Genomic DNA, 22,953 nt, shown 5'->3' with positions numbered 1-22,953 from the left:
CGGAGGACGTGTCGGTGGGGCCGGGTAGAAGTGGTGACGAGCGCGGGTGGACAGGGCCTGTCCCCCGCGAAGGTGCCGAGACGGGGAAGGACGGCGTCGCGTGGCTGTAGTGGACGATCGGGGCCATTCCGAGTACCCGGGACCGCCGGAGGAGCCGGCGGGCGACTTCGGCCGCCAGCCCCCGCAGGACATGGTCGCCGAGCAGTCGGTGCTCGGGGGCATGCTGCTCAGCAAGGACGCCATCGCCGACGTGCTCGAGGTGCTGCGGCCCGGCGACTTCTACCGTCCCGCCCACCAGGCGGTGTACGACTCGATCCTCGATCTCTACAGTCGCGGTGAGCCGGCCGACCCCGTCACGGTGTCCGCGGAACTCGACCGGCGCGGAGAGCTCCGCCGCATCGGCGGCGCCGCCTACCTGGTGACGCTGACCCAGACCGTGCCTACCGCCGCGAACGCCAGCTACTACGCCGAGATCGTCGCCGAGAAGGCCATCCTGCGCCGCCTCGTCGAGGCCGGCACCCGCATCGTCCAGTACGGGTACGCCGGCTCCGATGGGCAGGACGTCGCCGAGGTCGTCGACCGCGCCCAGGCCGAGATCTTCGAGGTCTCGGAGCGCCGCACGTCCGAGGACTTCGTCCCGCTCGAAGAGCTGCTGCAGCCCACCATGGACGAGATCGACTCGATCGCCAGCCGCGGCGGCATCTCCCTGGGTGTGCCCACCGGGTTCGCCGAACTCGACGAGATCACCAACGGTCTCCACGCCGGGCAGATGATCATCGTCGCCGCCCGCCCGGGTGTCGGAAAGGCGCTGTCCCTCGACACTGCACTGCCCACCCCCGGCGGCTGGACGACCATGGGCGAGGTCGCCGTCGGCGACGAACTTCTCGACGCCCACGGTCGCCCCACCCGGGTGCTGGCCGCCACCGAGGTGCTGCACGGCCGCCCCTGCTTCGAGGTGGAGTTCTCCGACGGCACGGTCCTCGTCGCCGACGAGCAGCATCAGTGGCTCACCTCCGACGGCGGCCCGTCGCGGGTACGCACCACCGGGGAGCTCGCGGCCTCACTCTCCACCGGCCACATCGTCGGTAACGTCGCTCCGCTGCGCCTGCCCGTCGCCGATCTGCCCGTCGCCCCGTTCACTCTCGGCGCCTGGCTCGGTGGCCCGTCGGCCGATCCCCACGTGCACATGCGGGTGCAGGGCGAGGGCGGATTCGCCGAGGAACTCATGACGCTCGGCGCGCACATCCCCGGCGCCTACCAGCGGGCGTCGGAACAGCAGCGGCGTGAACTGCTCGCCGGTCTGCTCGACGCCGGCGGCCACGTCGAGGACGACGGCACCGTGCGATTCGAGTCGGACTGCGCCCGCCTGCGGGACGACGTCGCCGAGCTGCTGGCCGGCCTCGGCTACACCTGCGCCGCCGCCGGGTCGGCGGTGCGATTCGCCACCGACGACGACGTGTTCGTCCTCCCCAGCAAGGCCAAGGCGCACAAGCAGACCCGTACGACGGTGCCGCGGCAGCGGCGCATCGTCGCCGTCCGTCCCGTCGAGTCCGTACCGGTGCGGTGCGTCGAGGTCGACGGTGAGCACCTGTATCTCGCCGGGCGGTCGATGGTGCCCACCCACAACTCCACGCTCGGCATGGACTTCCTGCGGTCCTGCTCGGTCAAGCACGGCATGGCTTCCGTCATGTTCTCCCTCGAGATGGGCAAGACCGAGATCGTCATGCGGCTGCTCTCCGCCGAGGCGAAGATCAAGCTCGGTGACATGCGTTCGGGCCGCATGACCGACGACGACTGGACGCGCCTCGCCCGGCGGATGAGCGAGATCAGCGAAGCGCCCCTGTTCATCGACGACTCCCCCAACCTGACGATGATGGAGATTCGCGCAAAAGCGCGGCGCCTCAAGCAGAAACACGACATCCGGCTGGTCGTCGTCGACTACCTGCAGCTGATGACCTCCGGTAAGAAGGTCGAGTCCCGCCAGCAGGAGGTCTCCGAATTCTCCCGTAGCCTCAAGCTTCTCGCGAAGGAGCTCGAGGTCCCGGTGGTCGCGATCTGTCAGCTCAACCGCGGTCCCGAGCAGCGCACCGACAAGAAGCCCATGGTCTCCGACCTGCGTGAGTCGGGTTGCCTCACCGCGAGCACCCGCGTCCTGCGCGCGGACAACGGCTGCGAGGTCACCCTCGGCGAGTTGCTGGTCAGTGGGGAACAGCCCGTCGTCTGGTCGCTGGACGAGCGCATGCGCATGGTTGCGCGCTCGATGACCAAGGTGTTCCCGAGCGGACGCAAGGAGGTGTTCCGGCTGACGCTCGACTCCGGTCGTCAGGTGGAGGCCACCGCGAACCATCCCTTCCTCACCGTCGACGGGTGGATTCCCCTCGGCGAGCTCACGGTCGGCGAGCGGGTCGCGGCGCCCCGCGCCGTTCCTGCTCCTCTCGACACGCACGCCGTCTCCGAGGACGACGTCGTCGCGCTGGCCGAGCGCGCCGTCGTCGAAAGTTCTGTTCCGTCCCAGGCGTTCGCGCTGCCGAAGGAACAGGTCGCCGCGCTCGTGTGCCACGTGTGGGAGGGCAACGGAATCGTCGCGTGGGACGGAGCCCGAGGGCGGGCCGATGTCCGGTATCCGTGCGGAGCCCGGTGCCTCGCCGACGACTTGGCCCGTCTGCTCCTGCGAATCGGCGTCTTCGCTCGGATCGCTGCGGCCGAAACAGGTTGGGATGTCGTCGTCACCGGCCCGGAGAATCAGGCCGTCTTCCTGCACGACGTGGGCGCCCACGGCACCGCGGCACAGTGGGTGCTCGCGCAGCTCGGCCCGAAGCTCGTACGTCACGACGCCGACACCGTGACACCCGACGTCGAGGCGGCGCTGGGCCGGCTCCTCGCTGTCGAGGAACTCGCTCCCAGCGAGCTCGTCGCGGCCGCGGCTTCGCGGTCCGTTGGGGGTTCACGGTCGAGTCTGGCTCAGGTGGCAGGCGTCCTCGACACCGCCGACATCGACATGCTCGCCACCAACAATGTGTACTGGGACGAGATCGTATCCATCGTCAGCCTCGGTGAGCAGGACGTGTACGACGGGACCGTCCCGGGCACGCACAACTTTGTTGCCGATGGCATCTCGGTGCACAACAGTCTCGAGCAGGATGCCGACATGGTGATTCTGCTGCACCGGCCAGACGCGTTCGAACGTGACGACCCGCGCGGCGGTGAGGCGGATCTGATCCTCGGCAAGCACCGCAACGGTCCGACGGCCACGATCACCGTCGCGCACCAGCTGCACCTGTCGCGCTTCGTGGACATGGCGCGGGGCTGAGGGTTCGCCTCACAGCCCGGACGGCGTCCGACGGGATTCGCGCACCGATTCGGAACTTGCCCACGCAATTCACGCGGCAAGTTCCGATTCGGTGGGCAAGTTCCGAGCGCTACCGCACCGGCCGGCTCGTCGACAGTGCGACGGCGCCGAGTACGCCGACGGCGGCGAAGGCGTAGAAGCCCCAGGGGTAGGCGACGCCGGCCTGCAGGAGCGCACCGCCGAGGATCGGACCGCAGATGGCGCCGATGCGGCCCACGCCGGCGGACCAGCCGAGCGCCGTGGCGCGTGCCTCGGCCGGGTAGGCCGCGCTGGTGAAGGCGTAGACGAGCACCTGGGAACTGAAGACGAAGCAGCCGGCAAGGAACACCAGCACGTAGACGCCGTAGGCGAGGTTGATGCTGAGCGTGGCGAGGAACAGCGCGGCGAGGGTGAACCACACGAGGCCCGCGGTGCGTGCGCCGATCCGGTCGGCGACGCGGCCGGCGACGAGCAGGCCCGCGACGGCACCGGCGTTGAGCACGAGCAGCAGCGACAGCGACGCACCGAGGTCGTATCCGGCTTCGCGCATGATCGTCGGCAGCCAGGTGTTGAGGCCGTACACCAGGAGCAGCCCCATGAAGGAGGTGACCCAGATGGACACGCTGGTGCGCAGCAACTGCGGCGAGAACAGGGCCCGCACCGGCGACGCCGGCTTCGCGTCCGGGGTGTGGCCGGGGCCCGGTGGCACGACGTCGGTGGACGGAAGTCCGTAGTCGGCAGCGATGCGTGCGGCTTCGTCGTGCCGGCCTCGGGCGGAGAGGTACGCGGGCGACTCGGGCAGGTAGCGGAACATCAGGGGGACGAGAACGAACGCCGGCAGTGTGCCCGCGACGAACATCGAACGCCACCCGGAACTCTCCAGCAGGACGAGGGCGAGCAGGGCCGTCGCCACGGCGCCGACGTGGTAGCCGGTCATGACGGTGGTCGACGCGGATCCCTTTTTCCCGGGCGCGAATTCGGCGACGATGGCCAGCGCGGTGGGCAGTGCGCCGCCGAGGCCGAGGCCCGCGAGGAAGCGCAGGACGCCGAGCATCTCCGGTGATGTCGCGAACGCGCATGCGAGGGTCAGCACCGAGAAGGCGGTGACGGAGAAGATGAGGGTGCGTCGCCGGCCGAGGACGTCGGTCAGGGTGCCGATGGCCAGGGCTCCGAGTGTCATGCCGACCAGGCCGGCGGTCGAGATGACGGTGAGGCCGCCGGCGTCGACGTTCCAGTCCGGGTAGTCCAGCAGCGCCGGGTTCACGGCGCCGAGAACGACGAGGTCGAAGCCGTCGAGGAGTACCGCGACCCAGCACAGCGCGATGACGAGTCGCGCGGAGCGGGTCGTGTGTCGGGGCGCCTCGGTGGCGACCCCGTCGGAGCTTGTTCGCATAGTGCACACCTGTTCGTAACCGAGTGATCGTTCGGATTGTGACTGCGTGCACTGCCGTACGTCAACTCCGCTGTGGGACAGGGCCGATCGGGAAAATCGATCAGGCAGAAGCTATTTCACTCAGTGAAAACGACCGTTGTGTCGGCGGTCCCGAGATGGATCAGACGCGCTCGGTGTGGGCCGCGAGAGTGAAAGGCGATTCCCGGAACGACGGGACCGAGCGGAGCCTGCGCCGCACGCGCAACGAATCCTCGCGCCGAATCGGATCGCGCTGCGGTCGTGCAGGGCGCGCATCCCGGATCGCGGTCGACGGTCGCACCCGGACGGCCTCGGAGGTCGCGGCTCAGGTTCCGGTGTCGGAGGGATGGTGGAACGGGAGGTCCTGCAGGTGAACTCGCTCGGGTTCGATGAGCGAGACGATCGCCGAGCGCATCGGGAAGTCGGTGCCGACGTAGCGGTTGCTCATCCGGTCCATGATCTCGACCGCTTCGTCGCCCTGGAGTTCCTCGACGACCCGGCCGCGGACGACGACCGACCGATACGGATTGTGCTCGTCGCAGACCGACACGGCGACGCGCCCGTCACGGCGTAGATTGGCGACCTTCCGGTTCTCGCGAGCGGAGAAGATCGCCAAGCGATCACCCTCGACCGCAATCCACACGGGAGAGACATGCGGTGAGCCGTCGGGCATGAGCGTCGCGACGTGTGCCATGTTCCGCGCCCCGAGCAGAGCCCGCACCTCGGCGGACAGTTCGGCCATGACCGGCAGCCTACTCGCGCCCACATGGATGCACAGGCTGTTGCCGCAGGACAGGGGGACCGCCCCCGGACGACGGTGCTGCCCGAGCGGAACGACGCGGGGGACAGAAGCCTCGACCGCGTATCGCGGCCCCTCCCGCGATACGGACATGTAACACGACCGAGTCCCCGAGCGACGTTCCGTCCGACGCGTCGACACCGCAACCGGGGTCGTCGGCACGGACCGAGATCGGATGGGGTGGGACCATGGCACTCGATTGGGCGGTGCGAAACAAGCGGATTGCCGCGGCTGCGGTGGCTCCCGTGGCGCTGGGCGCGGCGGCGGTGATAGCGGTGGCGGTCTCGGAACCGTCGGCGCCGTCGACGACCCCGACGACGCTGACCGCGTCGGTCACCGAGTGCCACGACATGGTGAGCATCGCGGTCGGCGGGCGCAACGACAGCCCCCGCCCCGGAACGCATGCGATGCTCCTCGACGCCGACGGGAACCCTCTGCCCGCCGCATCGTCCACCGACTTCAGCAGCCCCTGGGTCGACGAGGTCGTCAACGCGCCGCGCGACGACGTCCCGGAGGGCTCCTACTCCGCGGTGTACGTCGAGTACCCGGCGAACATGTCGTCGTACGACGACGCCGTCGAGACCGGCGTGGACAACGCCCAGACCGTGATGCAGGCGATCCGCGAGGCATGCCCGGACACGAAGTTCGCCGTCGTCGGGTACAGCGAGGGCGCCGATGTGGCGCGCCGGGTGGCGATGGAGATCGGTAACCAGGAGGTCGCCGAGGACGGGTCGTACGAGATCGTCGATCCGGATTCGGTCGTGGGTGTGGTCATCCTGGCCGACGCCGGTCGTGAGGCGGGCGAGGGACCGTTCCCCGGCGCGGAGGACGAGTTCCGCAACCCGGACGGGTTCGACCTCGCCTACCAGTCGGGCCGCAACAGCGCGTCGGGCAGCGGTTCGCTGCCGGGCACCTCGGGCAGCTTCGGGGCGCTGGACGGCAAGGTGGCGTCGTTCTGCTCGGAGGGCGACCTCACGTGTTCTGCCCCGGAGAACATCGCCCTGCTGCAGCTCGCGGTGAACGTGGGCCGGCAGTTGAACGTCGACGCGCTCGAGCGCGAGGGCCTCACGCCGCAGACCGCGCTGGACGTCGCCACGGTCCTCGGGCGGATCGCCATGGCCGCGTTCGCCGACATCCAGTCGCAGGAGAACTGGATGCAGAGCGACGAGACGTTCCTCGACGTGCTCATCAAGGTGTCGGATCCGTCCTACGAGCCGGCCGTCCGCGATGTCGCCTCGGACGGCACGGACGACGAGATCACCTCCGGTGAGCTGATCGACCTGGCCTATCTGCCGGCGAAGCTCCGCAACGAGGTCATCGGGTTCCTCGCCGACAACGAGAACACCCTCGAGGTGGCGCTGAGCGATCCCTACCAGCAGACCCTCGGTCCCGATACCGGGCACCACTTCGACTACTGGCGCGACTCCGACCCCGAGAACGGCAAGCCCCTGACCTCGGCGCAGTACGCGGCAGCCTGGCTGACGCACCTGGCGAAGCAGGCCGAGAGCGGCGAGCTCGACAAGGCCGAGGCCGAGTCGACCGCCCCGAAGCTCGTCGTCTCGTCGAAGCCGATCGATCCGGCGCCGATCCCGCCGACGGCGGACGAGGACGCGGAGAAGACCGCCGCCGAGGCAACCACGTCCGCCCCGACGACCACCTCGCGGACCCCGGCCGCGACCACCACGACGGCAGCGTCGCCGGCGCCCGTCCAGGCCCCGGTTCCCGCCCCGGCGGCGGCCCCCGCTCCGACGACGACCACGCCGTCCCCGGTCCCGTCGCCCGCGGTGCAGTCCCCGGCTCCGGCCGTCGAGCCGCTGCCGCCGGTCGAGTCCACGACGACGGAGTCGAGCGCCCCCGAGACCACGACGCCGGCGGCCACCACCACCGCGACGACCACGGCGGTGCCTCAGCCGTAGGCGGGTCGAAGGCTCGCCTCGCGGATCGTCCTGGCCCTGGTCGTCGACGCGACGACCAGGGCCACCGCGGAGAAGGCGGGCAGCGGGTGACCCAGCAGCACCGCGACGGTCAGATCGGCGGCCACTGCGCCCGTCGCCATCATGAAGACCCACGGCGGCGCGGCGGGCAGTTTCGCCTTCCCGGTCGTCCAGGGGGTGCGGGCCCAGGGTTTCGCGACCGACAGCCACGCCTGGAAGGCGAGCGCGCCGACCATCAGCGCGGTGCCCGCGATCATCGGCCCCGCCGGTCCGGACGCGTCGTCGCGGGCGGCGGCCACCGAACTGTTCAGGCCCGCCGACAGCAGGAAGATTCCGAGGTTCACCTGGACCACGGTGAGGACGAACTTGATCGCGACCCACCAGTAGCGCAGGAAGCCCCACGGCGTCGCCGCCGCGAGCAGGAAGCCCGTGAACGCCGACGCGTTGGCCAGCGGGGCGAGCAGCGTGCTGTCGAGGTGCTGCGCCATCGTCGTTCCGGCCACCCGCACCGCGGGATCCACCGCGGTGCGGCTCAGTGTCAGCAGGACGAGCAGCGCGAGGGCCTGGCTCATCCATCCCACGGATGTGACCACGTGCAGCCACACCGTCGCCTGCCGCCACCGCTGCCCCGGACGCTTCGCCATGTGGTCCACTGTCGCCCGGCACACGCTGGAGCGAATCCGGGATCACCCGGAGAATCCCCCTGAAATCTGGCGCTGAAATCTGGTGCTGAAATCTGGTGCCCGGGTTCAGCCGTGCTCGATGTACGACTCGAGTTGGTCGCGTTCGCACTGCAGTTCGTCGATCCGGCTCTTCACGACGTCGCCGATGCTGACGATCCCCACCATGCGGCCGTCCACCACGACGGGCAGATGCCGGATCCGGCGTTCGGTCATGGTCTCGGCGAGGCTGTCCACCGTATCGGTGGGCAGGCAGGTGGACACCGTCGTGCTCATGATGTCCCGGACACGGGCGTCGAGCAGGGCGGGACCGTGCTGGTGGAGCCGGCGCACGACGTCGCGTTCGGAGACGATGCCGATCACGGCGCCGCCCTCCATCACGACGAGGGCGCCCACGTTGTGGCGGGCGAGCGTACCGATCATCTCCTCGACCGAGCGGTCCGGCTCAATCGTGGCCACCACCGGGCCCTTGTTCCGCAGCACGTCCGCGATCCGCATCCGGGCACCCCGATCCATCCGTTCCCACCCGCCGTGACGGCGATCGATGGTTGTCGATCTTATTCCCGCAGGTCGGCGAAATTCTGGGTGGTTATCCAGTCGTGACTCGTGCTCCGAGTCGCGCCCCGGATCGTTATCCGGTGGCGTCGCCCATCACAGCGCCCTCGCGACGCGGGTCCGCGCCGCCGATCCACCCGGACTCGTCCCGGCGCAGCGCGCTCAGGCCGCTGGACTGGGGGAGCACCGCAACCTGATGACCTCGTGCGCGCAACTCGGCGACCAGCGGATCGCGGGCCCCGTCGTCGCTGCCGTCGATCGCCGGATGCTCACCGCCGACCCCGGTGACGGGCGTGTTGGCCGCGCCGAAGGCGACCGCCGACACCGCCTGCTGGGGATCCAGACCCCAGTCGAGCATGCCGACGAGGGTCTTGACCACGAACTGGATGATGACTGAACCACCCGGCGAGCCGACGACGATGCGCACGTCGCCGCGGGTGCCGTCGGGGTTGCGGTCGAACACGAGGGTCGGTGCCATCGAACTGCGCGGCCGCTTGCCCGGTTCGACGCGGTTGGCTACCGGGACCCCGGCCTCGTCCACGGGTTCGGCGGCGAAATCCGTCAGCTGGTTGTTCAGCAGGAAGCCGTCGACCATGTGGAACGAGCCGAACGCCGATTCGATCGTCGTGGTCATCGAGGCCACGTTGCCGTATTCGTCCGCGATGGAGATGTGACTGGTGCCGTGTTCGCGGTCCTGCGCCGGAACCCCCAGGGGCACCGGCCCGAAGTCGCCGGGCTGTGCCGTGCCCATGCTCCGGCCCGGGTCGATGAGATCGGCCCGTGCGCGCAGGTAGTTGTCGTCGAGCAGGGTCTGCGGCGAGTTGCCGGGCAGGGGAACGAAGTCCGAGTCCGCCACGTACTTGTCGCGGTCCGCGTACGCGAGCCGCTCGGCCTCGGAGATCAGATGCACGGCGTCGGCGGTCGGCTCGCCCCCGTTCTCGTCGACCTCGGTCGGTCCCAGCGCGGACACGTCGAAGTTCTCGAGAATGCCCATCGTCGCCGCGACGGCGATGCCTCCCGAGGACGGGTTCGGCATGCCGCAGATCTCGTGCTCCCGGTAGGGCGTGCACACGGGGGTGCGCGTCTTCACCTCGTAGCCGGCGAGGTCGTCGACGGTCATCGTCCCGGGGGTGCGGCCCCCCGTGGCGGTGGCGGTGGCGTCGACGATGTCCTGAGCGAGGGCTCCGGTGTAGAACGCGTCGGCTCCGTCGGACGCGATGGCGCCGAGCGTCTTCGCCATGGTCGGGTTGACCAGGACGGTGCCCGCGGTCTTGGGCGTGCCGTCGGGGTTCAGGAAGTACGCCCGTGCCTCGTCGTCGACGGCGAGGTCGGGTGCCGCGTCGGCGATCGCCGCGGCCATCCGGTCGCTGATCACCACCCCGTCGTCGGCGAGGGCGACGGCCGGGTCGAACAACCGGGCCCACTCGGTGCTGCCGTGGTCGCGGTGCACCTCCTCGAGCAGGCGCACCACGCCGGGCACCCCGATCGAGCGGCCGCTGGCACGGGCGTCGGGCCGGGGTTCGGTGCGGTCGGTGTCGCTGATCCAGCGCAGGTAGTTCTCGGTGGCCGACATCGGTGCCGTCTCGCGGCCGTCGTACGCCTGCACCTGCCCGGTCTCCGCGTCGTAGTAGAGCAGGAAGGCGCCGCCGCCGATCCCCGACGACTGGGGTTCGACGAGTCCGAGCACCGTCTGCGCGACGACCAGTGCGTCGGCGACGGTGCCGCCGTCGCGCAGCACCTTGCATGCTGCCTCCGTCGAGACCGGGTTGGCAGTGGACACCGCGTACGTCGCGGTCGTCACGGCCGTCATGTCGTCCCGGTAGCCGGTGGCGACCTCGGGGTTGGTGGCCAGGTCCCGCTCACCTGTGGGCGGTGCCGGCGGCGCGGCGGACAGGGGGGTGCCGTTGGGAACCGAGATGCACTCCGCGGTGACCGCCGGGTCGTCACCGGACGACGTGCAGGCGCCGAGCAACGCGACGGACAGGGTCGCGGCGATCGCGACGCGGATCGGGGAGCCCACCTTCGCCGGCGCTGTCATCCCTCCGACGGTAACAGCGGGCCGCCGGTGCCCGAAGTGCTTCCGACGAAATCCGTTTCGGCCGGGCCGTCGCTCCGGGCCACCGCGTCCAGCGGCGAACCGTCCGGTCATCCGCGTGCGGCACGACCGTTGTCCGTGTCCGATCGGCGCGCGGCTGCGGAGCGTATCCGCTATCCCAGCAGCAGGATTCCCGTGAGGGCGATCGCCGAGACCCACACCGTGGATGCGGCGGCGAGGGCGAAGGGGCGCCAGCCCACTCCCCGCAGTACGTCGAGCCGTACGCCGGTGCCGAGCGCGAACATGGCGGCCGTGAGCAATGCGGTCTGCGTGAGCCGGGCGACGTCCAGGACCGGGTCGGGGAGCAGGCCGGTGGCCCGCAGGGCGACACAGCCGAGGAAGCCGAGGAGGAACAGCGGCACCAGCGGCGGTCGCCGCACTTCGGTCTGCTCGCGGTTGCGTCGGCGCGACACCGCCCCGATCCAGGCGACCACGGGTGCGAGCATCGCGACCCGGGCGAGCTTCACGGTCACGGCCACCGTGAGCGCACTCGCGCCCAGTGCCCCGGCGCTTCCGGTGTCCACGGCTTCGCCCGCGGCGACGACCTGCGCCACCTCGTGGATCGCCGCCCCGGCCCACATGCCGGCCTGGGTGGTGTCGAGTCCCAGTGCGGAGGCCGCGAGCGGAAGGCCGGGAATCATGGCGGTGCCGAAGACGACCACGAGCGCGACCGAGGTGACCACGTGTTGCTTGCGGGCGTCGACGACCCCGTCCACCGCGGCGACGGCGGCGGCGCCGCAGATCGAGAAGCCGCAGGCGACGAGCAGGCGCTGGGTCCAGTCGAGCCCGAGGAGTCTGCCCAGTGCCATCGTCCCGGCGATGCCGCCGGCCACCACGGCCACGACGAGGCCGAGCACGCCCCAGCCGAGGGCGAGCACGTCGGTGACGAGGAGTTGCAGCCCGAGGAGCGCGACCCCGATCCGGAGCAATCGGCGGGAGGCCACGGCCAGGCCGGGGCCGGTGGCCGCCGGGAGGGAGGTCGTGTTGGCCAGGAGTGCGCCGAGGACGATGGCGATCAGCAGGGGGCTGATGCCCCCGACGAAGCGGGCGGCGACGAGGGCCACCGCTGCCGCCGCGGCACAGACGGCGAGTCCCGGGAGCGGAGCGCGCAGGCGTGCCGCGGCCGGGGCCGAGAGCGCCTGGAGAGAGGTGGCCATGGTCTCCACCCTGGCGGGTGGCGCGCGTCGCGGATAGACGGTGTTTCGGCATCACCTCATATCGATTCGATATGAGCTGATGCTGCAGTAGGCACGGCCGCGCCGCCGCGAAGCGAAATTCATCGCCGGTGTGCGAGCGCCCGCACCGCGACGTCTCCCGCGGTCTGCAGCGCCTGCACGAGCACGATCAACACCACCACCGCGACCATCAGGACCGGGGTGTTGAAGCGCTGGTACCCGTAGACGATGGCGAAGTCGCCGAGCCCGCCGCCGCCGACGACCCCGGCCATCGCGGAGTACCCGACCAGCAGAACCGCGGTGAGGGTGGAACCCGAGATCAGAGACGAAAGCGATTCGGAAAGAAGTACTTTGGTGACGATCTGCCGGTTCGAGGCCCCCATGGCCCGGGCCGCGTCCACCCGCCCACGCGGAACCTCTCGCAGCGCGCTCTCGACGATGCGGGCAAAGAACGGGATCGCGCCGATCGTCAAGGGGACGAGCGCGGCGGTCGGCCCGATCGCAGTCCCGACCACCAGACGGGTCACACCGATCAGCGCGATCAGCAGGACCAGGAACGGCAGTGAACGGAACACGTTGACCACGGCCCCCAAAACGAGATACAGCGGTCGGATCGGGCGCAGCCCGTCCGGCGCGGTCACGTGCAGCAGAACACCCACGAGCACCCCGCCCACGACGGTGAGGAGGAAGGCGACGCCCACCATGTAGAGGGTGTCGAGCGTGGCGGCCCACACCTCGGGCAGGGCGTCGTACCAGCTGAGTTTGTTCATGCCCCTACTCTCGCCACGGCGCCGGTCGTCCACGCGACGGTGACGTCGGGCAGGGTGGCGAAGAATCGGTCCACCGCGTCGCGATCCACGTCACCGTCGAAACGCACGTGCAGCTTGCCGATGTCGGTACCGGCGACACGGTCGACCCGGCCGCCGACGACCGCGACGTCGACCCCGACGTCGCGGGAGAGCCGGGACAGCCACGGCGTGGCGACGGCGGATCCGCGGGCGGTGACGAGCGCGGTCACGTCACCGTTCTGCTCGCCGACACCCGCCGGCAGCAGCGCATCACCGAGGCGGGACCCGGGGTCGGCTACGAGATCGGCCACGGGACCGGATTCGACGATGCGGCCCCCGTCCAGCAGAGCCGCGGACGTGCAGATCCGGCGCACCACGGACAGCTCGTGGGTGACGACGACGATGGTGACGCCGAGGGTCCGGTTGACGGCCGCGATCAGATCGAGCACCTGCTCCGTGGTGATCGGGTCGAGGGCACTGGTCGCCTCGTCGCACAGCAGTACGTCGGGCTCCGCGGCGAGTGCGCGGGCGACGCCGACGCGCTGCTGCTGCCCGCCGGACAACTGCGAAGGGAAGGCGTCCCGCTTGTCGGTGAGCCCGACGAGCTCGAGCAACATCTCGGCCCGGTCCCGGCGCTCCGTCCTCCGTACGCCGGCGACCTCGAGCGGAAACTCGACGTTCGCGCGGACGGTGCGGGAGTGCAGGAGGTTGAACTGCTGGAACACGGTGCCGATGCGGCGACGGGACGCGCGCAGCCGGCCTTCGGACAGGTGCGAGAGGTCCTCGCCGCGCAGGAGGATGCGTCCGCTCGTGGGGCGTTCCAGCAGGTTCAGGCACCGCAGCAGCGTGGACTTGCCGGAACCGCTGGGGCCGACGATGCCGAAGACCTCTCCCTCGTCGATCCTCAGGTCGATTCCGCGGAGTGCGTCGATCGTGCCGGTGCCGCCCGTTGCCGGGTACGACTTGGTGAGTCCGTCGACGACGATCACGCGCCGACCTCGTGGACGGGTACGACCGCGCCGTCGTAGTTCTCGGCGATCCAGGCGGCGACCTCGGGCGACTCGAGGGCGTCCGCGAGGGCGGTGACGGCGGGATCGGACGCATCCTCCGATCGCACCACGAGGATGTTCTCGAACGGGTTGTTGTCGACGGATTCCCGCACGATGCTGTCGTCCGCGGGGTTGAGCCCCGCTTCGAGCGCGTAGTTCGAGTTGACGACCGAGGCCGTGATCGCCGGATCGTCGACGGTGCGCGCGAGCTGCGCGCGTTCGAGCTCGACGAACCTCAGGTTCTTCGGATTCGAGACGATGTTCGCGGCAGTGACCGTCGCGATGTCCGCTTCGGACAGCGGCTTGTCGAGTTCGAGCAGGCCCGCCGACTCCAGGAGGTAGAGCGCACGCGCGAAATTGGTCGTGTCCTTCGGCAGCGCGATCGTGTCGCCGTCCTTCAGGTCCGCGACCGCGGCGATCTTGTTCGAGTACAGGCCGAGCGGTTCGAGGTGTACGGCGGCGACCGACTCGAGGTTGTCCACGCCCTTCTGCTGCTGCCAGTCGGCGAGGTACGGGTGGTGCTGGAAGAAGTTGGCGTCGACGTCACCGGCTTCGAGCAACTCGTTCGGGTCCACCTCGCCGGTCACGGGCTTGATGTCGAGGACGACGTCGCCGAGCGCACCGGATTGCCGCACGTGTTCCAGGATTTCGACGTGCGGTGTCGCGGAGGCGGAGATCACGAGCGTGTCCTCACCGGTCCCGGAGGCGGAGCAGGCGGCCAGCCCGGTGGCCAGGGCGACGGCGGAGACCACGGACAGGGTGCGGCGCAGAGTCATTCGGAGTGTTCGCTTTCGTCGAGATCGCCGGGCCGGCCGGCGAGGAGGGGGGAGTTCGAGAGGTCGGCGTGATGGCGCTCGGTGACGTTGGGGTGTGCCCGCAGCCGTGACTTGAGCGCGTTGAGCCCGTACACGGCGTGCAGGGCGTCACCGTGCTCGTCCGCACCCACCCCGCGGGCCTCGGCGGCGAGTGCGCCGGGCAGCGGCACATGCGGCAACGCCTGATCCAGTGCGGGATTGAGGAAGAACGGCAGGGATACCCGGTCGGTGCCGGGAGCCGGCGGAAGGACCCGGTGCGTCGTCGCCTTCAGGTAGCCGCCGGTGGCCAGTTCGAGGAGTTCGCCGATGTTGACGACGAAGTGTCCGGGCAGGGGTTCGACGTCGACCCAGGTGCCGTCGATCTCCACCTGGAAGCCGGTGCTTCCGGGTTCCGGATAGAGCAGCGTGAGAACTCCCACGTCCTTGTGACTGCCCACACCCTGTCCGGTGATCGATCGGTCGTGGCCCGGGTACCGTACGATCTTCAGCAGCGGATCGGGGTCCGCGAACGCGCCGTCGAAGAAATCGGCTGGTGCGGAGAGGGATTCGGACCATGCCCGGAGGAGTCGACGGCCGACCGCGCCGGCCTGCTCGATCCACTGCAGCGCGAGCGTCCGCAGCTGCGGCACCCGGCTCGGCCACAGGTTCGGACCGTGCAGCACCTCCCACGGCCGCTGGGGGTCGAACTGTGCCACCGGAGCCCGTTCGGGGCCGATGTCGAGTTGCTCGCGCCAGTCCACATATCCCTGGGTTCGTTCACCCCCGACGCGGGTGTAGCCGCGGAAATGAGGCGAGTGGGAGTTCTCGATCTCCAGCTTCACGGGGTCGGGCAGGGCGAAGAACGCGCGTGCCGCCGCGATCAGCCGGTCGGCGAGGGCCGGGTCGATGCCGTGGCCGGCCAGGTGGAAGAAGCCGACCTCGTGCGTGACCCGGCGCAGCCGGTCGAGCAGGGCGGCCCGGGTGGCGGCATCGCCGTCGAGGCCTGTGAGGTCGACGACGGGCAGGGTGGTCGAGGGAGGCATCGCAGGGAGTCCTTTCGGGCCACGTCGAGCGCCGGGTGCCCGGGAAACGGGCAACGCGGCACCGGCGGCCGGAGGAGATGTCAGTATCGGGAGACGCGGGTGCGTCCGGTGGGACGGCTGTCAGCGACAACAACACGCCGGGGCGTGCGTGCCCACGACGCGTGCGATCACGACCTGCGCGTGACTGGTGCCGACCATCTTTCCTCCGATGGGCCGCGGGCGCGGCCCGTTCGTGGCGGGAATCCGCCCTCGGTGCTGCCGGACGGTCACGCTATCCAGTGGACGGGTCTCGGACAACCCACGCCCTTTCGGGCGGGTCCGACCTGCACCGATTTCGGATCACGACGATCGCAATCCTGGTCCGCACCCCGGTGCACGGCTACCGTGACGCCGATGCCGAGACGACGACGGCGACGTGTCCGGCCGGGCGCAACGGTTCCGATCACCTCGAGGACAACCCTTCGCGGACGCCCACCGGGACGGCAGACTCTGTAGTTCGTGCGCTTCCAGATCCTCGACATCATCTTCAACCCGCCGCATCCGGTCACCGGCGACGTCGTCGCTCCCGCGGAGCGCCTGAACCGCGTCGTCGAGATGGCCGTGCTCGCCGAGCAGCTCGGCATCGACAGTTACTCGGTCGGCGAACGTCATGCCGGCGACGTGCTCTCGTCCAGCCCGATCGTCGTCCTCGGTGCCATCGCACAGGCCACCGAGCGGATCCTGTTGTCCACGGGTGTGACCGTGCTGTCGGTGCTCGATCCCGTGCGCGTCGCCGAGGATCTGTGCACCGTCGATCAGCTGAGCCGGGGCCGCCTCGAGATCGTCATCGGCAAGGGCAACGAGGTGCTCCAGTACCCCCTGTTCGGCCTCGACATCGGCAAACAGTACGACTACCTCACCGAGAACTACGAACTGCTGCGCCGGCTGCTGCGGGAGGAACACGTCGACTGGTCGGGTGAGTACCGAGCGGCACTCGCCGATGTCACGACGCTGCCCCGCCCGTTCGACGGGCCGTTCCGCATCTGGCACGGATCCGCCACGTCGGCGCGGGCAGTGGACCTGGCGGCGAAGTGGGGAGACCCGATCGTGACGGCCAACGCCCTGCAGCCCCGGGAGAACTACAAGGTCCTGATCGATCGATACCGCGAGCACTACGCCGCACACGGTCACGACCCGGCGAAGGCCTACGTCGGATCGGGTTCGGGCGGGTTGTTCCTCGCGGACACCACGGAGAAGGCGATCGAGGAGTACCGGCCCATCTACGAAGGTGCGGTACGCCAGGCCGACAAGAGGAAACATGATCCGGGCGCCGTCGGCAAGACCACCAGCTTCCGCACGATCGAGGAGGCGGTCGAGCGGGGTCCGGCCCTGGTCGGTTCGCCGGATCGCGTGGCCGAGAAGATCCTCGACTACCACGAGTGCTTCGGCCACGTCCTCCAATCCGTATCCGTCAACCACGTGCTCGACTTCGAACGCCAGAAGGACACCCTGCGTCGATTCGCCGAGGAGGTCGTGCCGCTGGTGCGCGCGGAGGTACCGCCGACGACGCTGTGGAGCGAATCCGACACCGAGCGCGCCAGAGGGTTCACCGCCGATTCGCCGGTGGGCAGCCGATAGCGATCCGTCGACCGGCCGGGAACCGGCCAGAAGGGCTCCACTCGTGACCACGTCTCACCCACTCACAGCGAACCCCGGCGCCGGCGCGGATCGGGTGGTCGCTCGCTCCGATGCTCTCGAACGACGCGGTGCTCTCGAACGACGCGGTGCTCTCGAACGACGCTTCGGTGCTGCCGACACGGCCGGCCCCTGGAACGCGGTGCTGGCGACTCAGCTGGCGCACCGGTCGGTGCGCCGGTTCCTCGACCGTCCCGTCCCCGAGGATCATCTGCGCGCCGTCGTCGCCGCCGCGTCGTCCGCGGCCAGCTCGAGCAGTCTGCAGCTGTGGTCCGTCGTCGCCGTCACCGACCGCGAGCGGATCGATGCGCTCGCCACCCTTGCGGGCGATCAGGATGCGGTCCGCCACGCGCCGCTCTTCCTGGTCTGGCTCGCAGACTTCGCCCGCTCGGAGCGCATCGCTACGGTCCACGGCCGAGAACTCGTCAACGCGGACTTCGCCGAGGGCACCCTGCTCGGCGTGGTCGACGCGGCCCTGGCCGCGCAGAATGCCGTGGTCGCGGCGGAATCGGTCGGCCTGGGCACCGTGTACATCGGCGGTATCCGCAACGAGCCCGAGCGCGTCGCCGACGTCCTGGAGCTGCCGCAGCGGGTCTTCCCGGTCGTCGGCCTCTCGGTCGGCTTCCCTGATCCCGCGGAGCGGGCCGAGGTCAAGCCGCGCCTCGGATTCGACGTGGTGTGCCACCGGGACCGTTACCGACTCGAGGCGCAGGACGCGGGTATCGCCCGGTACGACACCCGCGCCGAGGACTTCTACCGTGGACAGGGCCTGCCGGGCAGCTGGACCGGGCGAATCGTGGCACGACTGACGGATCCGGGTACCCTGGGATCGCGCCGCCGACTTCGAGACGCGTTGCGCGAAAGGGGTTTCCCGACGAGCTAGGGGCGCCGGCAACTCCGGCACCGCCTCGGCTGTGCCCTGACGAAGACCGTCGGGCACGGCCACGATCGACTGCAGACAGGTGAGGATCGAGCACTATGAACGAAACAGCGTGGAGCCGCAGGCACGTGGACCTGTGCCGCACCCGCTCGTGTCTCTGTGCCTGCTGACCTGAGTACGTATCTTCCCGATTCCTCCCTCCGTCTCGGTATGTACCTCCTTCAAGGAACGGCTATGTCCCTGTCTATGTCGAATGCCCTCGAATACTCCGCCACCGCCGCATCGGAGCACGTTCCGGGCGTCCGTAGCGACGAATACCGCTCGGCCCTTCGGCGGCACCCCGCCGGGGTCACGATCGTCACTCTCGAATCCGGCTCCGGCCCGGTCGGGTTCACTGCGACGTCCTTCGCTTCGCTCTCCCTCGATCCGCCGCTGGTCTCGTTCAACATCACCGACACGTCATCGAGCATCGGCGCCGTCCGCTCGGCCGAGTCGTTGGTGATCCACCTGTTGGGCGACCATCAGCAGCATCTCGCGCAGCGCTTCGCGCGCAGCGCGTCGGAGCGGTTCTCCGACGAGTCGCTCTGGACCCGACTCGAATCCGGTGAACCCGTCCTACACGGCACGCCGGTCTGGCTCCGGGTTGTCGTCGACCGGTTGATTCAGCTCGGTGACAGCACTCTGGTCGTCGGTGTCGTGGTTCGTGCGCACGAGGACCCGAATCCGGCGGAGGGCAAGCGTATTCCGTTGCTCTACCACGAGGGCGCCTACCACCGCCCCGTCGCATTGGAGGAGTGAATCATGAGTCGCCTGCCGAGTATCCGGAACGAGTGTCCGAGCTGTCACCACACCGCATCGCCCGTCAGCTCGTCGGATCCCCTCCTCGACCGGAGCCTCACATGGAAATCCTCGCCACTCGCAATGACGTAGTCACCGACGCCGGTGCCGAACTCGTTCTCGTCCTGCGACTGCCCGACATCGGAACACACTCCTCGCGTGACCTGGCGGCGCTCGCCGACGCCCTTCGCGAGGCCGCCCAGGATCTGGTTCCGGGCGTGAGCACCCATACGGTGCTCAGCCCGACCCCCATCCCGTTGATCATCGACCTTCCCGCCCGCGACGTCCTGCTCGACGGCCGGCGAGTGCTGCTCAGCCACAGCGAGTTCGAGATCCTCGCCTATCTCGTCCGCAACCCGAGGACCGTGGTGTCCCGGGCCGTCCTGCGCGACCTCGGCACCGGGGTGCGGGAGGTGGACAGTCGCGGCCGGAACGTCGATGTCCACGTCTCCCGGATCAGGACCAAATTGCAGCAGTTCGGCAGCATCATCTCCACGGTCCGCGGCAGCGGATACCGCTTCGACCCGCACCCGGCCGTTCACATCACGGAACTGCTGACGAGGCGGTGCGCATGACGCCCGGGCACGACGACCTCCCCGCAGGTCGCCCTTCGGCGGCCGCCCCCGAATCGGAGACGCTAGGTCTACTGCGGCGGCTGTTCACCGAGGTCCGGTGGCCGGACGTCGCCACCACCCGCGCGGTGATAGAGCTGTGCACATGGTGAGCGCGGTCCGACCAGAACCTCCCGGCAGCGCACCGCACCGGGATACCCCGAATGTACCTGGAAAGGCACCTGCGTGAAGACCACCGTCGTCGCCGGCAACCCCAAGCCCGGCTCCCGCACCCTCGACGCCGCCACCCTCCTGGCCACGGAGCTCACCGGCTCCGCACCTGACCACGCCGTCGACGTGATCACCCTCGGGCCCGGTCTGCTCGGTTGGGGTGACGATGCCGTCACGGCGGCGGTGGAGACCGTCGCCGACTCGGACCTCGTGGTCTTCGCCAGCCCTACCTTCAAGGCCGCCTACACGGGCATCCTCAAGCTGTTCCTCGACCAGTTCGCCACCAGCGACGGCCTGCGCGACGTCACCGCCGTGCCGCTCATGCTCGGCGCCGGCCCGGCCCACGCCCTGGCCCCGGACCTGCTGCTCAAGCCGGTGCTCGTCGAACTCGGCGCCACGACCCCGGCGCCGGGTCTGTACCTGCTCGAATCCACGTACACGACCGACACGCGGATCGCGGACTACGCCCAACGCTGGACGCCTGTCCTGCGATCCGCGTGGCGGTGAGCGGGCCGGGTCAGACGACCACGGGCTCGCGATCGTCCTGATCCGCGGCCTCGAGTTCGCGCACGAGCGGCAGCACCTTCTCGCCGAAGTACTCGATCTCCTCCTGGAAGTGGAGGAAGCCGGACAGAATGAGATCGACTCCGCGCCGGCGGTATTCGACGATGCGGTGGGCGATCTGCTCGGGCGTGCCGATGAGCTGGGTGCGGAAGCCGTCGTTGTACTGGACCAGGTCCTCGAATGTCGAGTCGGCCCACATGCCCTTCTTGTCCCCGGTGGACGCACCGGCCTGCTGCACGGCGCCGCGGAAGCCCTCGACCGCCGGGCGGTTCGCCTTCTCGATGATCTCGCGGAGAGTGTCGCGCGCTTCCTTCTCGGTGTCACGGGCGATGATGAACCCGTTGAGGCCGACCTTGACCTCGCGCTGGTGCTCGCGGGCGACGGCGCGCAGGTCGGCGATCTGCTCGCTGATGCCGTCGTAGTCCTTGCCGTTGCTGAAGTACCAGTCCGCGTAGCGCCCACCGTTGGCGATCGCGGCGGTGGAGTTACCGCCCTGGAACAGTTCGGGATTGGGCCGCTCGGGCGTGTTGGCGGGCTTGGGCTTGAGGGTGAAGTCGTGGATGCGGTAGAAGTCGCCGCGGAAGTCGACATCGTCCTCGGTCCAGATCTTGCGCAGCACCTGCAGGAACTCGGCACTGCGGCGGTAGCGTTCGTCGTGCTCGAGCCACGGCTCGCCGAGGTGGGTGAACTCGTCCTTGAACCAGCCGCTGACGACGTTGACAGCGAACCGGCCGCCGGAGAGCTGGTCGGCGGTGGCACCCAGTTTGGCGAGCACCGCCGGCTGCCACAGTCCGGGATGGACGGCGGCGATCACCTTCAGGCGCTCGGTGGCCAGCAGGAGAGCGAGGGAGAAGCTGGTGGACTCGTGCTGGAACTCCGCACCGTAGCTGGCCTCGTACCGCACCTGGCTGAGGGCGTACTCGAAGCCGTTGTTCTCGGCGGTGCGGGCGAGCCGGACGTTGTAGTCGTAGTCCCAGCTGGTCCGCTGTTCGATGTTCGAGGTGACCAGGCCTCCGCTGACGTTGGGCACCCAGTAGGCGAATTTGATCTCGGGGGTGATGTGTTCGGTCGACATGGGCACCAATTCAAGCGTCCGCACCTGCCGCACCCAATCGTTGGAATCAACCCGATCCCAACCGTCGCGAGCGGTCGCGACGGTCGGGACCGGGTCGTCGTCAGGCGGGCTGGACCGCGGCGCCGGCGAGCGGCGACGCGCTGAAGCCGCCGCTCGGCTGGAACCGCGCCAGCACGTCCTCGGCCGGCTCGCCGGCATGCGCGGTGATGAATGCCAGCACGTCGTCGCGGGTGTCGATGCCGAGCAGCGTGCCGGGTTCGGACAGGAACCCGAACAGCGCGGCGGCCACCGGCTCACTCACGGTCGCCGCGGGAAAGAGCAACTCCGCGTGCACGGCGTACTTCGGATCGCCGAGGAACAACCGGGTCACCTCCGCGGCGGCGTGACCGCGGGCGTCCCAGTGCTTTTCGAACTGCTCCGTGAGCCAGCCGGCGGTGAACTCGCCCTCGTGGCCGCGTGCCGCCTCGACCAGCGCCGCCACCTGCACCACGGTGTTCTGTGCGCCCTGGCCGGCGATGGGGTCGAACGCGATGGCGGTGTCGCCGATCGCGGCGACGACGTGGCCCCCGGCCGTGCGGCCCACCGCCCGCCGCACCGTCGGGGTGACGGCCCCGCGCAGCCACGAGTGCGGATCGGCCTCGATGACCTCGAGCTTCTCCACCTCGGGGGCGTCCTGCGGGAAGTAGTCGCGGTACAGCTCGACGACGGTGCGACGCGCGCTGTGGACGTCGGTGACCGCCTCGAACCGCTCGACCCACGGGCTGCCCGGCTTGGCGAAGCCGAGGAAGCTCCACGTCGGACCCGCGTCCTTGTGCAGGTACGGGCCGAGCCAGGCCTCGCCGTACTCGGTGTGCAGGTTGAACAGGTTGTGGGCGCCCCCCGCCTCGGAGCGGTAACCCCACGTGTCCGGGCCGTGCCCGAGTCCCCGGAGCGTCACCAGCAGCAGGGTGCGCTGGGGCTCGCGGTAGACGGTGCGCTCGGCGTCGACGGGAAACAGCGACGACAGGCCGCCCTTGCCGGTCGCGACGAGCGTCAGGTCGTGCTCGGCGGCGATCGCATCGAGACTCTCCGGCGTCACCGCGCGCACCTCGAACCGGCCACCCCGGTCGAGGAAACGGCCCAGCCGGTCGTCCGCCCGAAGCCGGACGTCGACGCCCTGCGCGACGTACCGGAAATCCGGGTCGAACTCGAGGACCTCGGCGCGGGTGTCGCCGTCGCCCGAGTACAGGCGCGTGCTCATGCCGGTCGAATGGGGTCCGTCGGCGTACAGATCCTCGATGATCCGGGCGTCGGACTCGCGGGACTTGCCGAAGTAGACGGCCGTTCCGGTCGCCGGCACGTCGTTGCGCAGCGACTCGCGATCCCGATCGCTGAGGACGGTGACGTCGAATCCGGCATCGAGGAAGCCGAGCGCGGCCGTGGTCCCGGCCAGTCCGGCGCCGACGACGGCGACGGAACGTCGAGTGGTGGTCATGGAATCTCCTCGTGGT

At 69.7% G+C, this 22,953-nt stretch carries 20 protein-coding genes; 8 read left to right on the top strand and 12 right to left on the bottom strand.

Features of this window, described 5'->3' with window-relative positions; all coding sequences use genetic code 11:
* Nucleotides 1-100: 100 nt before the first annotated feature.
* The gene (gene dnaB / locus LZP97_RS19770) at nt 101-3,310 is read left to right on the top strand and encodes a replicative DNA helicase (protein ID WP_230831585.1); all 3,210 of its coding nucleotides are present in this window, start codon (nt 101-103) and stop codon (nt 3,308-3,310) included.
* A gap of 109 nt (nt 3,311-3,419) precedes the next feature.
* Here the strand turns inward: dnaB and LZP97_RS19765 are convergent, their stop codons facing one another.
* Nucleotides 3,420-4,721 (bottom strand): MFS transporter, encoded by a 1,302-nt coding sequence (locus LZP97_RS19765; RefSeq protein ID WP_040272951.1) that lies wholly within the window; start codon nt 4,719-4,721, stop codon nt 3,420-3,422.
* A 343-nt stretch (nt 4,722-5,064) separates the two neighbouring features.
* On the bottom strand, nt 5,065-5,481 hold the full coding sequence (locus LZP97_RS19760; RefSeq protein ID WP_017680192.1) for a TIGR03618 family F420-dependent PPOX class oxidoreductase: 417 nt from the start codon (nt 5,479-5,481) through the stop codon (nt 5,065-5,067).
* 245 nt (nt 5,482-5,726) lie between these two features.
* On the opposite strand from LZP97_RS19760, the gene LZP97_RS19755 reads away from it, so the two are divergent.
* Nucleotides 5,727-7,454, top strand: coding sequence for a cutinase family protein (locus LZP97_RS19755; RefSeq protein ID WP_010596246.1), 1,728 nt, complete (start codon nt 5,727-5,729; stop codon nt 7,452-7,454).
* On the opposite strand, the gene LZP97_RS19750 is transcribed toward LZP97_RS19755, so the two are convergent.
* The 8 genes from LZP97_RS19750 to LZP97_RS19715 form a co-directional block, all read right to left on the bottom strand.
* Nucleotides 7,445-8,116 (bottom strand): hypothetical protein, encoded by a 672-nt coding sequence (locus tag LZP97_RS19750; RefSeq protein ID WP_010596245.1) that lies wholly within the window; start codon nt 8,114-8,116, stop codon nt 7,445-7,447. The genes LZP97_RS19755 and LZP97_RS19750 overlap by 10 nt on opposite strands.
* A gap of 105 nt (nt 8,117-8,221) precedes the next feature.
* Nucleotides 8,222-8,650 (bottom strand): CBS domain-containing protein, encoded by a 429-nt coding sequence (locus LZP97_RS19745; RefSeq protein WP_040273031.1) that lies wholly within the window; start codon nt 8,648-8,650, stop codon nt 8,222-8,224.
* Nucleotides 8,651-8,783: 133 nt separating this feature from the next.
* A complete protein-coding gene (gene ggt, locus LZP97_RS19740; protein ID WP_040272948.1) occupies nt 8,784-10,745 on the bottom strand; it encodes a gamma-glutamyltransferase in 1,962 nt (653 codons plus the stop codon).
* 170 nt (nt 10,746-10,915) lie between these two features.
* On the bottom strand, nt 10,916-11,959 hold the full coding sequence (locus LZP97_RS19735; RefSeq protein WP_040272946.1) for a YeiH family protein: 1,044 nt from the start codon (nt 11,957-11,959) through the stop codon (nt 10,916-10,918).
* Nucleotides 11,960-12,078: 119 nt separating this feature from the next.
* Nucleotides 12,079-12,747 carry a methionine ABC transporter permease gene (locus tag LZP97_RS19730; RefSeq protein ID WP_010596241.1) on the bottom strand — a complete coding sequence of 223 codons (669 nt, stop codon included), beginning with the start codon at nt 12,745-12,747 and terminating at the stop codon, nt 12,079-12,081.
* Complete coding sequence (locus tag LZP97_RS19725; protein ID WP_040272943.1) at nt 12,744-13,754, bottom strand: methionine ABC transporter ATP-binding protein; 1,011 nt, start codon at nt 13,752-13,754, stop codon at nt 12,744-12,746. Before LZP97_RS19725 ends, LZP97_RS19730 begins: the two co-directional genes overlap by 4 nt.
* Nucleotides 13,751-14,590 (bottom strand): MetQ/NlpA family ABC transporter substrate-binding protein, encoded by an 840-nt coding sequence (locus LZP97_RS19720; protein ID WP_006943671.1) that lies wholly within the window; start codon nt 14,588-14,590, stop codon nt 13,751-13,753. The genes LZP97_RS19725 and LZP97_RS19720 overlap by 4 nt, the downstream gene beginning before the upstream one ends.
* On the bottom strand, nt 14,587-15,651 hold the full coding sequence (locus tag LZP97_RS19715) for an isopenicillin N synthase family dioxygenase (protein ID WP_010596238.1): 1,065 nt from the start codon (nt 15,649-15,651) through the stop codon (nt 14,587-14,589). The genes LZP97_RS19720 and LZP97_RS19715 overlap by 4 nt, the downstream gene beginning before the upstream one ends.
* Nucleotides 15,652-16,149: 498 nt before the next feature.
* On the opposite strand from LZP97_RS19715, the gene LZP97_RS19710 reads away from it, so the two are divergent.
* The 6 genes from LZP97_RS19710 (at nt 16,150) to LZP97_RS19690 (ending at nt 20,331) form a co-directional block, all read left to right on the top strand.
* A complete protein-coding gene (locus LZP97_RS19710; protein ID WP_010596237.1) occupies nt 16,150-17,268 on the top strand; it encodes an LLM class flavin-dependent oxidoreductase in 1,119 nt (372 codons plus the stop codon).
* Nucleotides 17,269-17,362: 94 nt separating this feature from the next.
* Entirely contained in the window at nt 17,363-18,208 is an 846-nt protein-coding gene (locus tag LZP97_RS19705; protein ID WP_040272940.1) for an NADPH-dependent oxidoreductase, read from the top strand.
* 95 nt (nt 18,209-18,303) lie between these two features.
* Nucleotides 18,304-18,375 (top strand): putative leader peptide, encoded by a 72-nt coding sequence (locus LZP97_RS27500; protein WP_372446906.1) that lies wholly within the window; start codon nt 18,304-18,306, stop codon nt 18,373-18,375.
* 64 nt (nt 18,376-18,439) lie between these two features.
* On the top strand, nt 18,440-19,003 hold the full coding sequence (locus LZP97_RS19700; protein WP_040272938.1) for a flavin reductase family protein: 564 nt from the start codon (nt 18,440-18,442) through the stop codon (nt 19,001-19,003).
* Nucleotides 19,004-19,104: 101 nt separating this feature from the next.
* Nucleotides 19,105-19,617: a winged helix-turn-helix domain-containing protein gene (locus tag LZP97_RS19695; protein WP_040272936.1), complete on the top strand. Its 513-nt coding sequence runs from the start codon at nt 19,105-19,107 to the stop codon at nt 19,615-19,617.
* A 222-nt stretch (nt 19,618-19,839) separates the two neighbouring features.
* Nucleotides 19,840-20,331, top strand: a complete 492-nt coding sequence (locus LZP97_RS19690; protein ID WP_040272934.1) for an NADPH-dependent FMN reductase — start codon at nt 19,840-19,842, stop codon at nt 20,329-20,331.
* Between the two features lie 10 nt (nt 20,332-20,341).
* Here LZP97_RS19690 and sfnG read toward each other — a convergent pair whose 3' ends face one another.
* Together sfnG and LZP97_RS19680 are read right to left on the bottom strand one after the other, a co-directional pair.
* Nucleotides 20,342-21,463 carry a dimethylsulfone monooxygenase SfnG gene (sfnG, locus tag LZP97_RS19685; RefSeq protein WP_040273029.1) on the bottom strand — a complete coding sequence of 374 codons (1,122 nt, stop codon included), beginning with the start codon at nt 21,461-21,463 and terminating at the stop codon, nt 20,342-20,344.
* A 100-nt stretch (nt 21,464-21,563) separates the two neighbouring features.
* Complete coding sequence (locus LZP97_RS19680; protein WP_040272932.1) at nt 21,564-22,937, bottom strand: styrene monooxygenase/indole monooxygenase family protein; 1,374 nt, start codon at nt 22,935-22,937, stop codon at nt 21,564-21,566.
* Between the last annotated feature and the right edge of the window lie 16 nt (nt 22,938-22,953).

It is taken from the genome of Rhodococcus sp. DMF-1 (assembly GCF_021441945.1).
GTDB classification, from domain to species: domain Bacteria; phylum Actinomycetota; class Actinomycetes; order Mycobacteriales; family Mycobacteriaceae; genus Rhodococcus; species Rhodococcus ruber.
This window is presented reverse-complemented; position numbering and strand designations above follow the sequence as displayed.

What these genes read in the sequence shown, in the direction of transcription:
- LZP97_RS19680 (WP_040272932.1), bottom strand. Translation starts at nt 22,937, where the DNA reads ATGACCACCACTCGACGTTCCGTCGCCGTCGTCGGCGCCGGACTGGCC.
- sfnG (WP_040273029.1), bottom strand. Translation starts at nt 21,463, where the DNA reads ATGTCGACCGAACACATCACCCCCGAGATCAAATTCGCCTACTGGGTG.
- LZP97_RS19695 (WP_040272936.1), top strand. Translation starts at nt 19,105, where the DNA reads ATGGAAATCCTCGCCACTCGCAATGACGTAGTCACCGACGCCGGTGCC.
- LZP97_RS19765 (WP_040272951.1), bottom strand. Translation starts at nt 4,721, where the DNA reads ATGCGAACAAGCTCCGACGGGGTCGCCACCGAGGCGCCCCGACACACG.
- LZP97_RS19745 (WP_040273031.1), bottom strand. Translation starts at nt 8,650, where the DNA reads ATGCGGATCGCGGACGTGCTGCGGAACAAGGGCCCGGTGGTGGCCACG.
- LZP97_RS19715 (WP_010596238.1), bottom strand. Translation starts at nt 15,651, where the DNA reads ATGCCTCCCTCGACCACCCTGCCCGTCGTCGACCTCACAGGCCTCGAC.
- LZP97_RS19760 (WP_017680192.1), bottom strand. Translation starts at nt 5,481, where the DNA reads ATGGCCGAACTGTCCGCCGAGGTGCGGGCTCTGCTCGGGGCGCGGAAC.
- LZP97_RS19730 (WP_010596241.1), bottom strand. Translation starts at nt 12,747, where the DNA reads ATGAACAAACTCAGCTGGTACGACGCCCTGCCCGAGGTGTGGGCCGCC.
- LZP97_RS19720 (WP_006943671.1), bottom strand. Translation starts at nt 14,590, where the DNA reads ATGACTCTGCGCCGCACCCTGTCCGTGGTCTCCGCCGTCGCCCTGGCC.
- LZP97_RS19700 (WP_040272938.1), top strand. Translation starts at nt 18,440, where the DNA reads ATGTCCCTGTCTATGTCGAATGCCCTCGAATACTCCGCCACCGCCGCA.
- LZP97_RS19750 (WP_010596245.1), bottom strand. Translation starts at nt 8,116, where the DNA reads ATGGCGAAGCGTCCGGGGCAGCGGTGGCGGCAGGCGACGGTGTGGCTG.
- ggt (WP_040272948.1), bottom strand. Translation starts at nt 10,745, where the DNA reads ATGACAGCGCCGGCGAAGGTGGGCTCCCCGATCCGCGTCGCGATCGCC.
- LZP97_RS19735 (WP_040272946.1), bottom strand. Translation starts at nt 11,959, where the DNA reads ATGGCCACCTCTCTCCAGGCGCTCTCGGCCCCGGCCGCGGCACGCCTG.
- LZP97_RS19755 (WP_010596246.1), top strand. Translation starts at nt 5,727, where the DNA reads ATGGCACTCGATTGGGCGGTGCGAAACAAGCGGATTGCCGCGGCTGCG.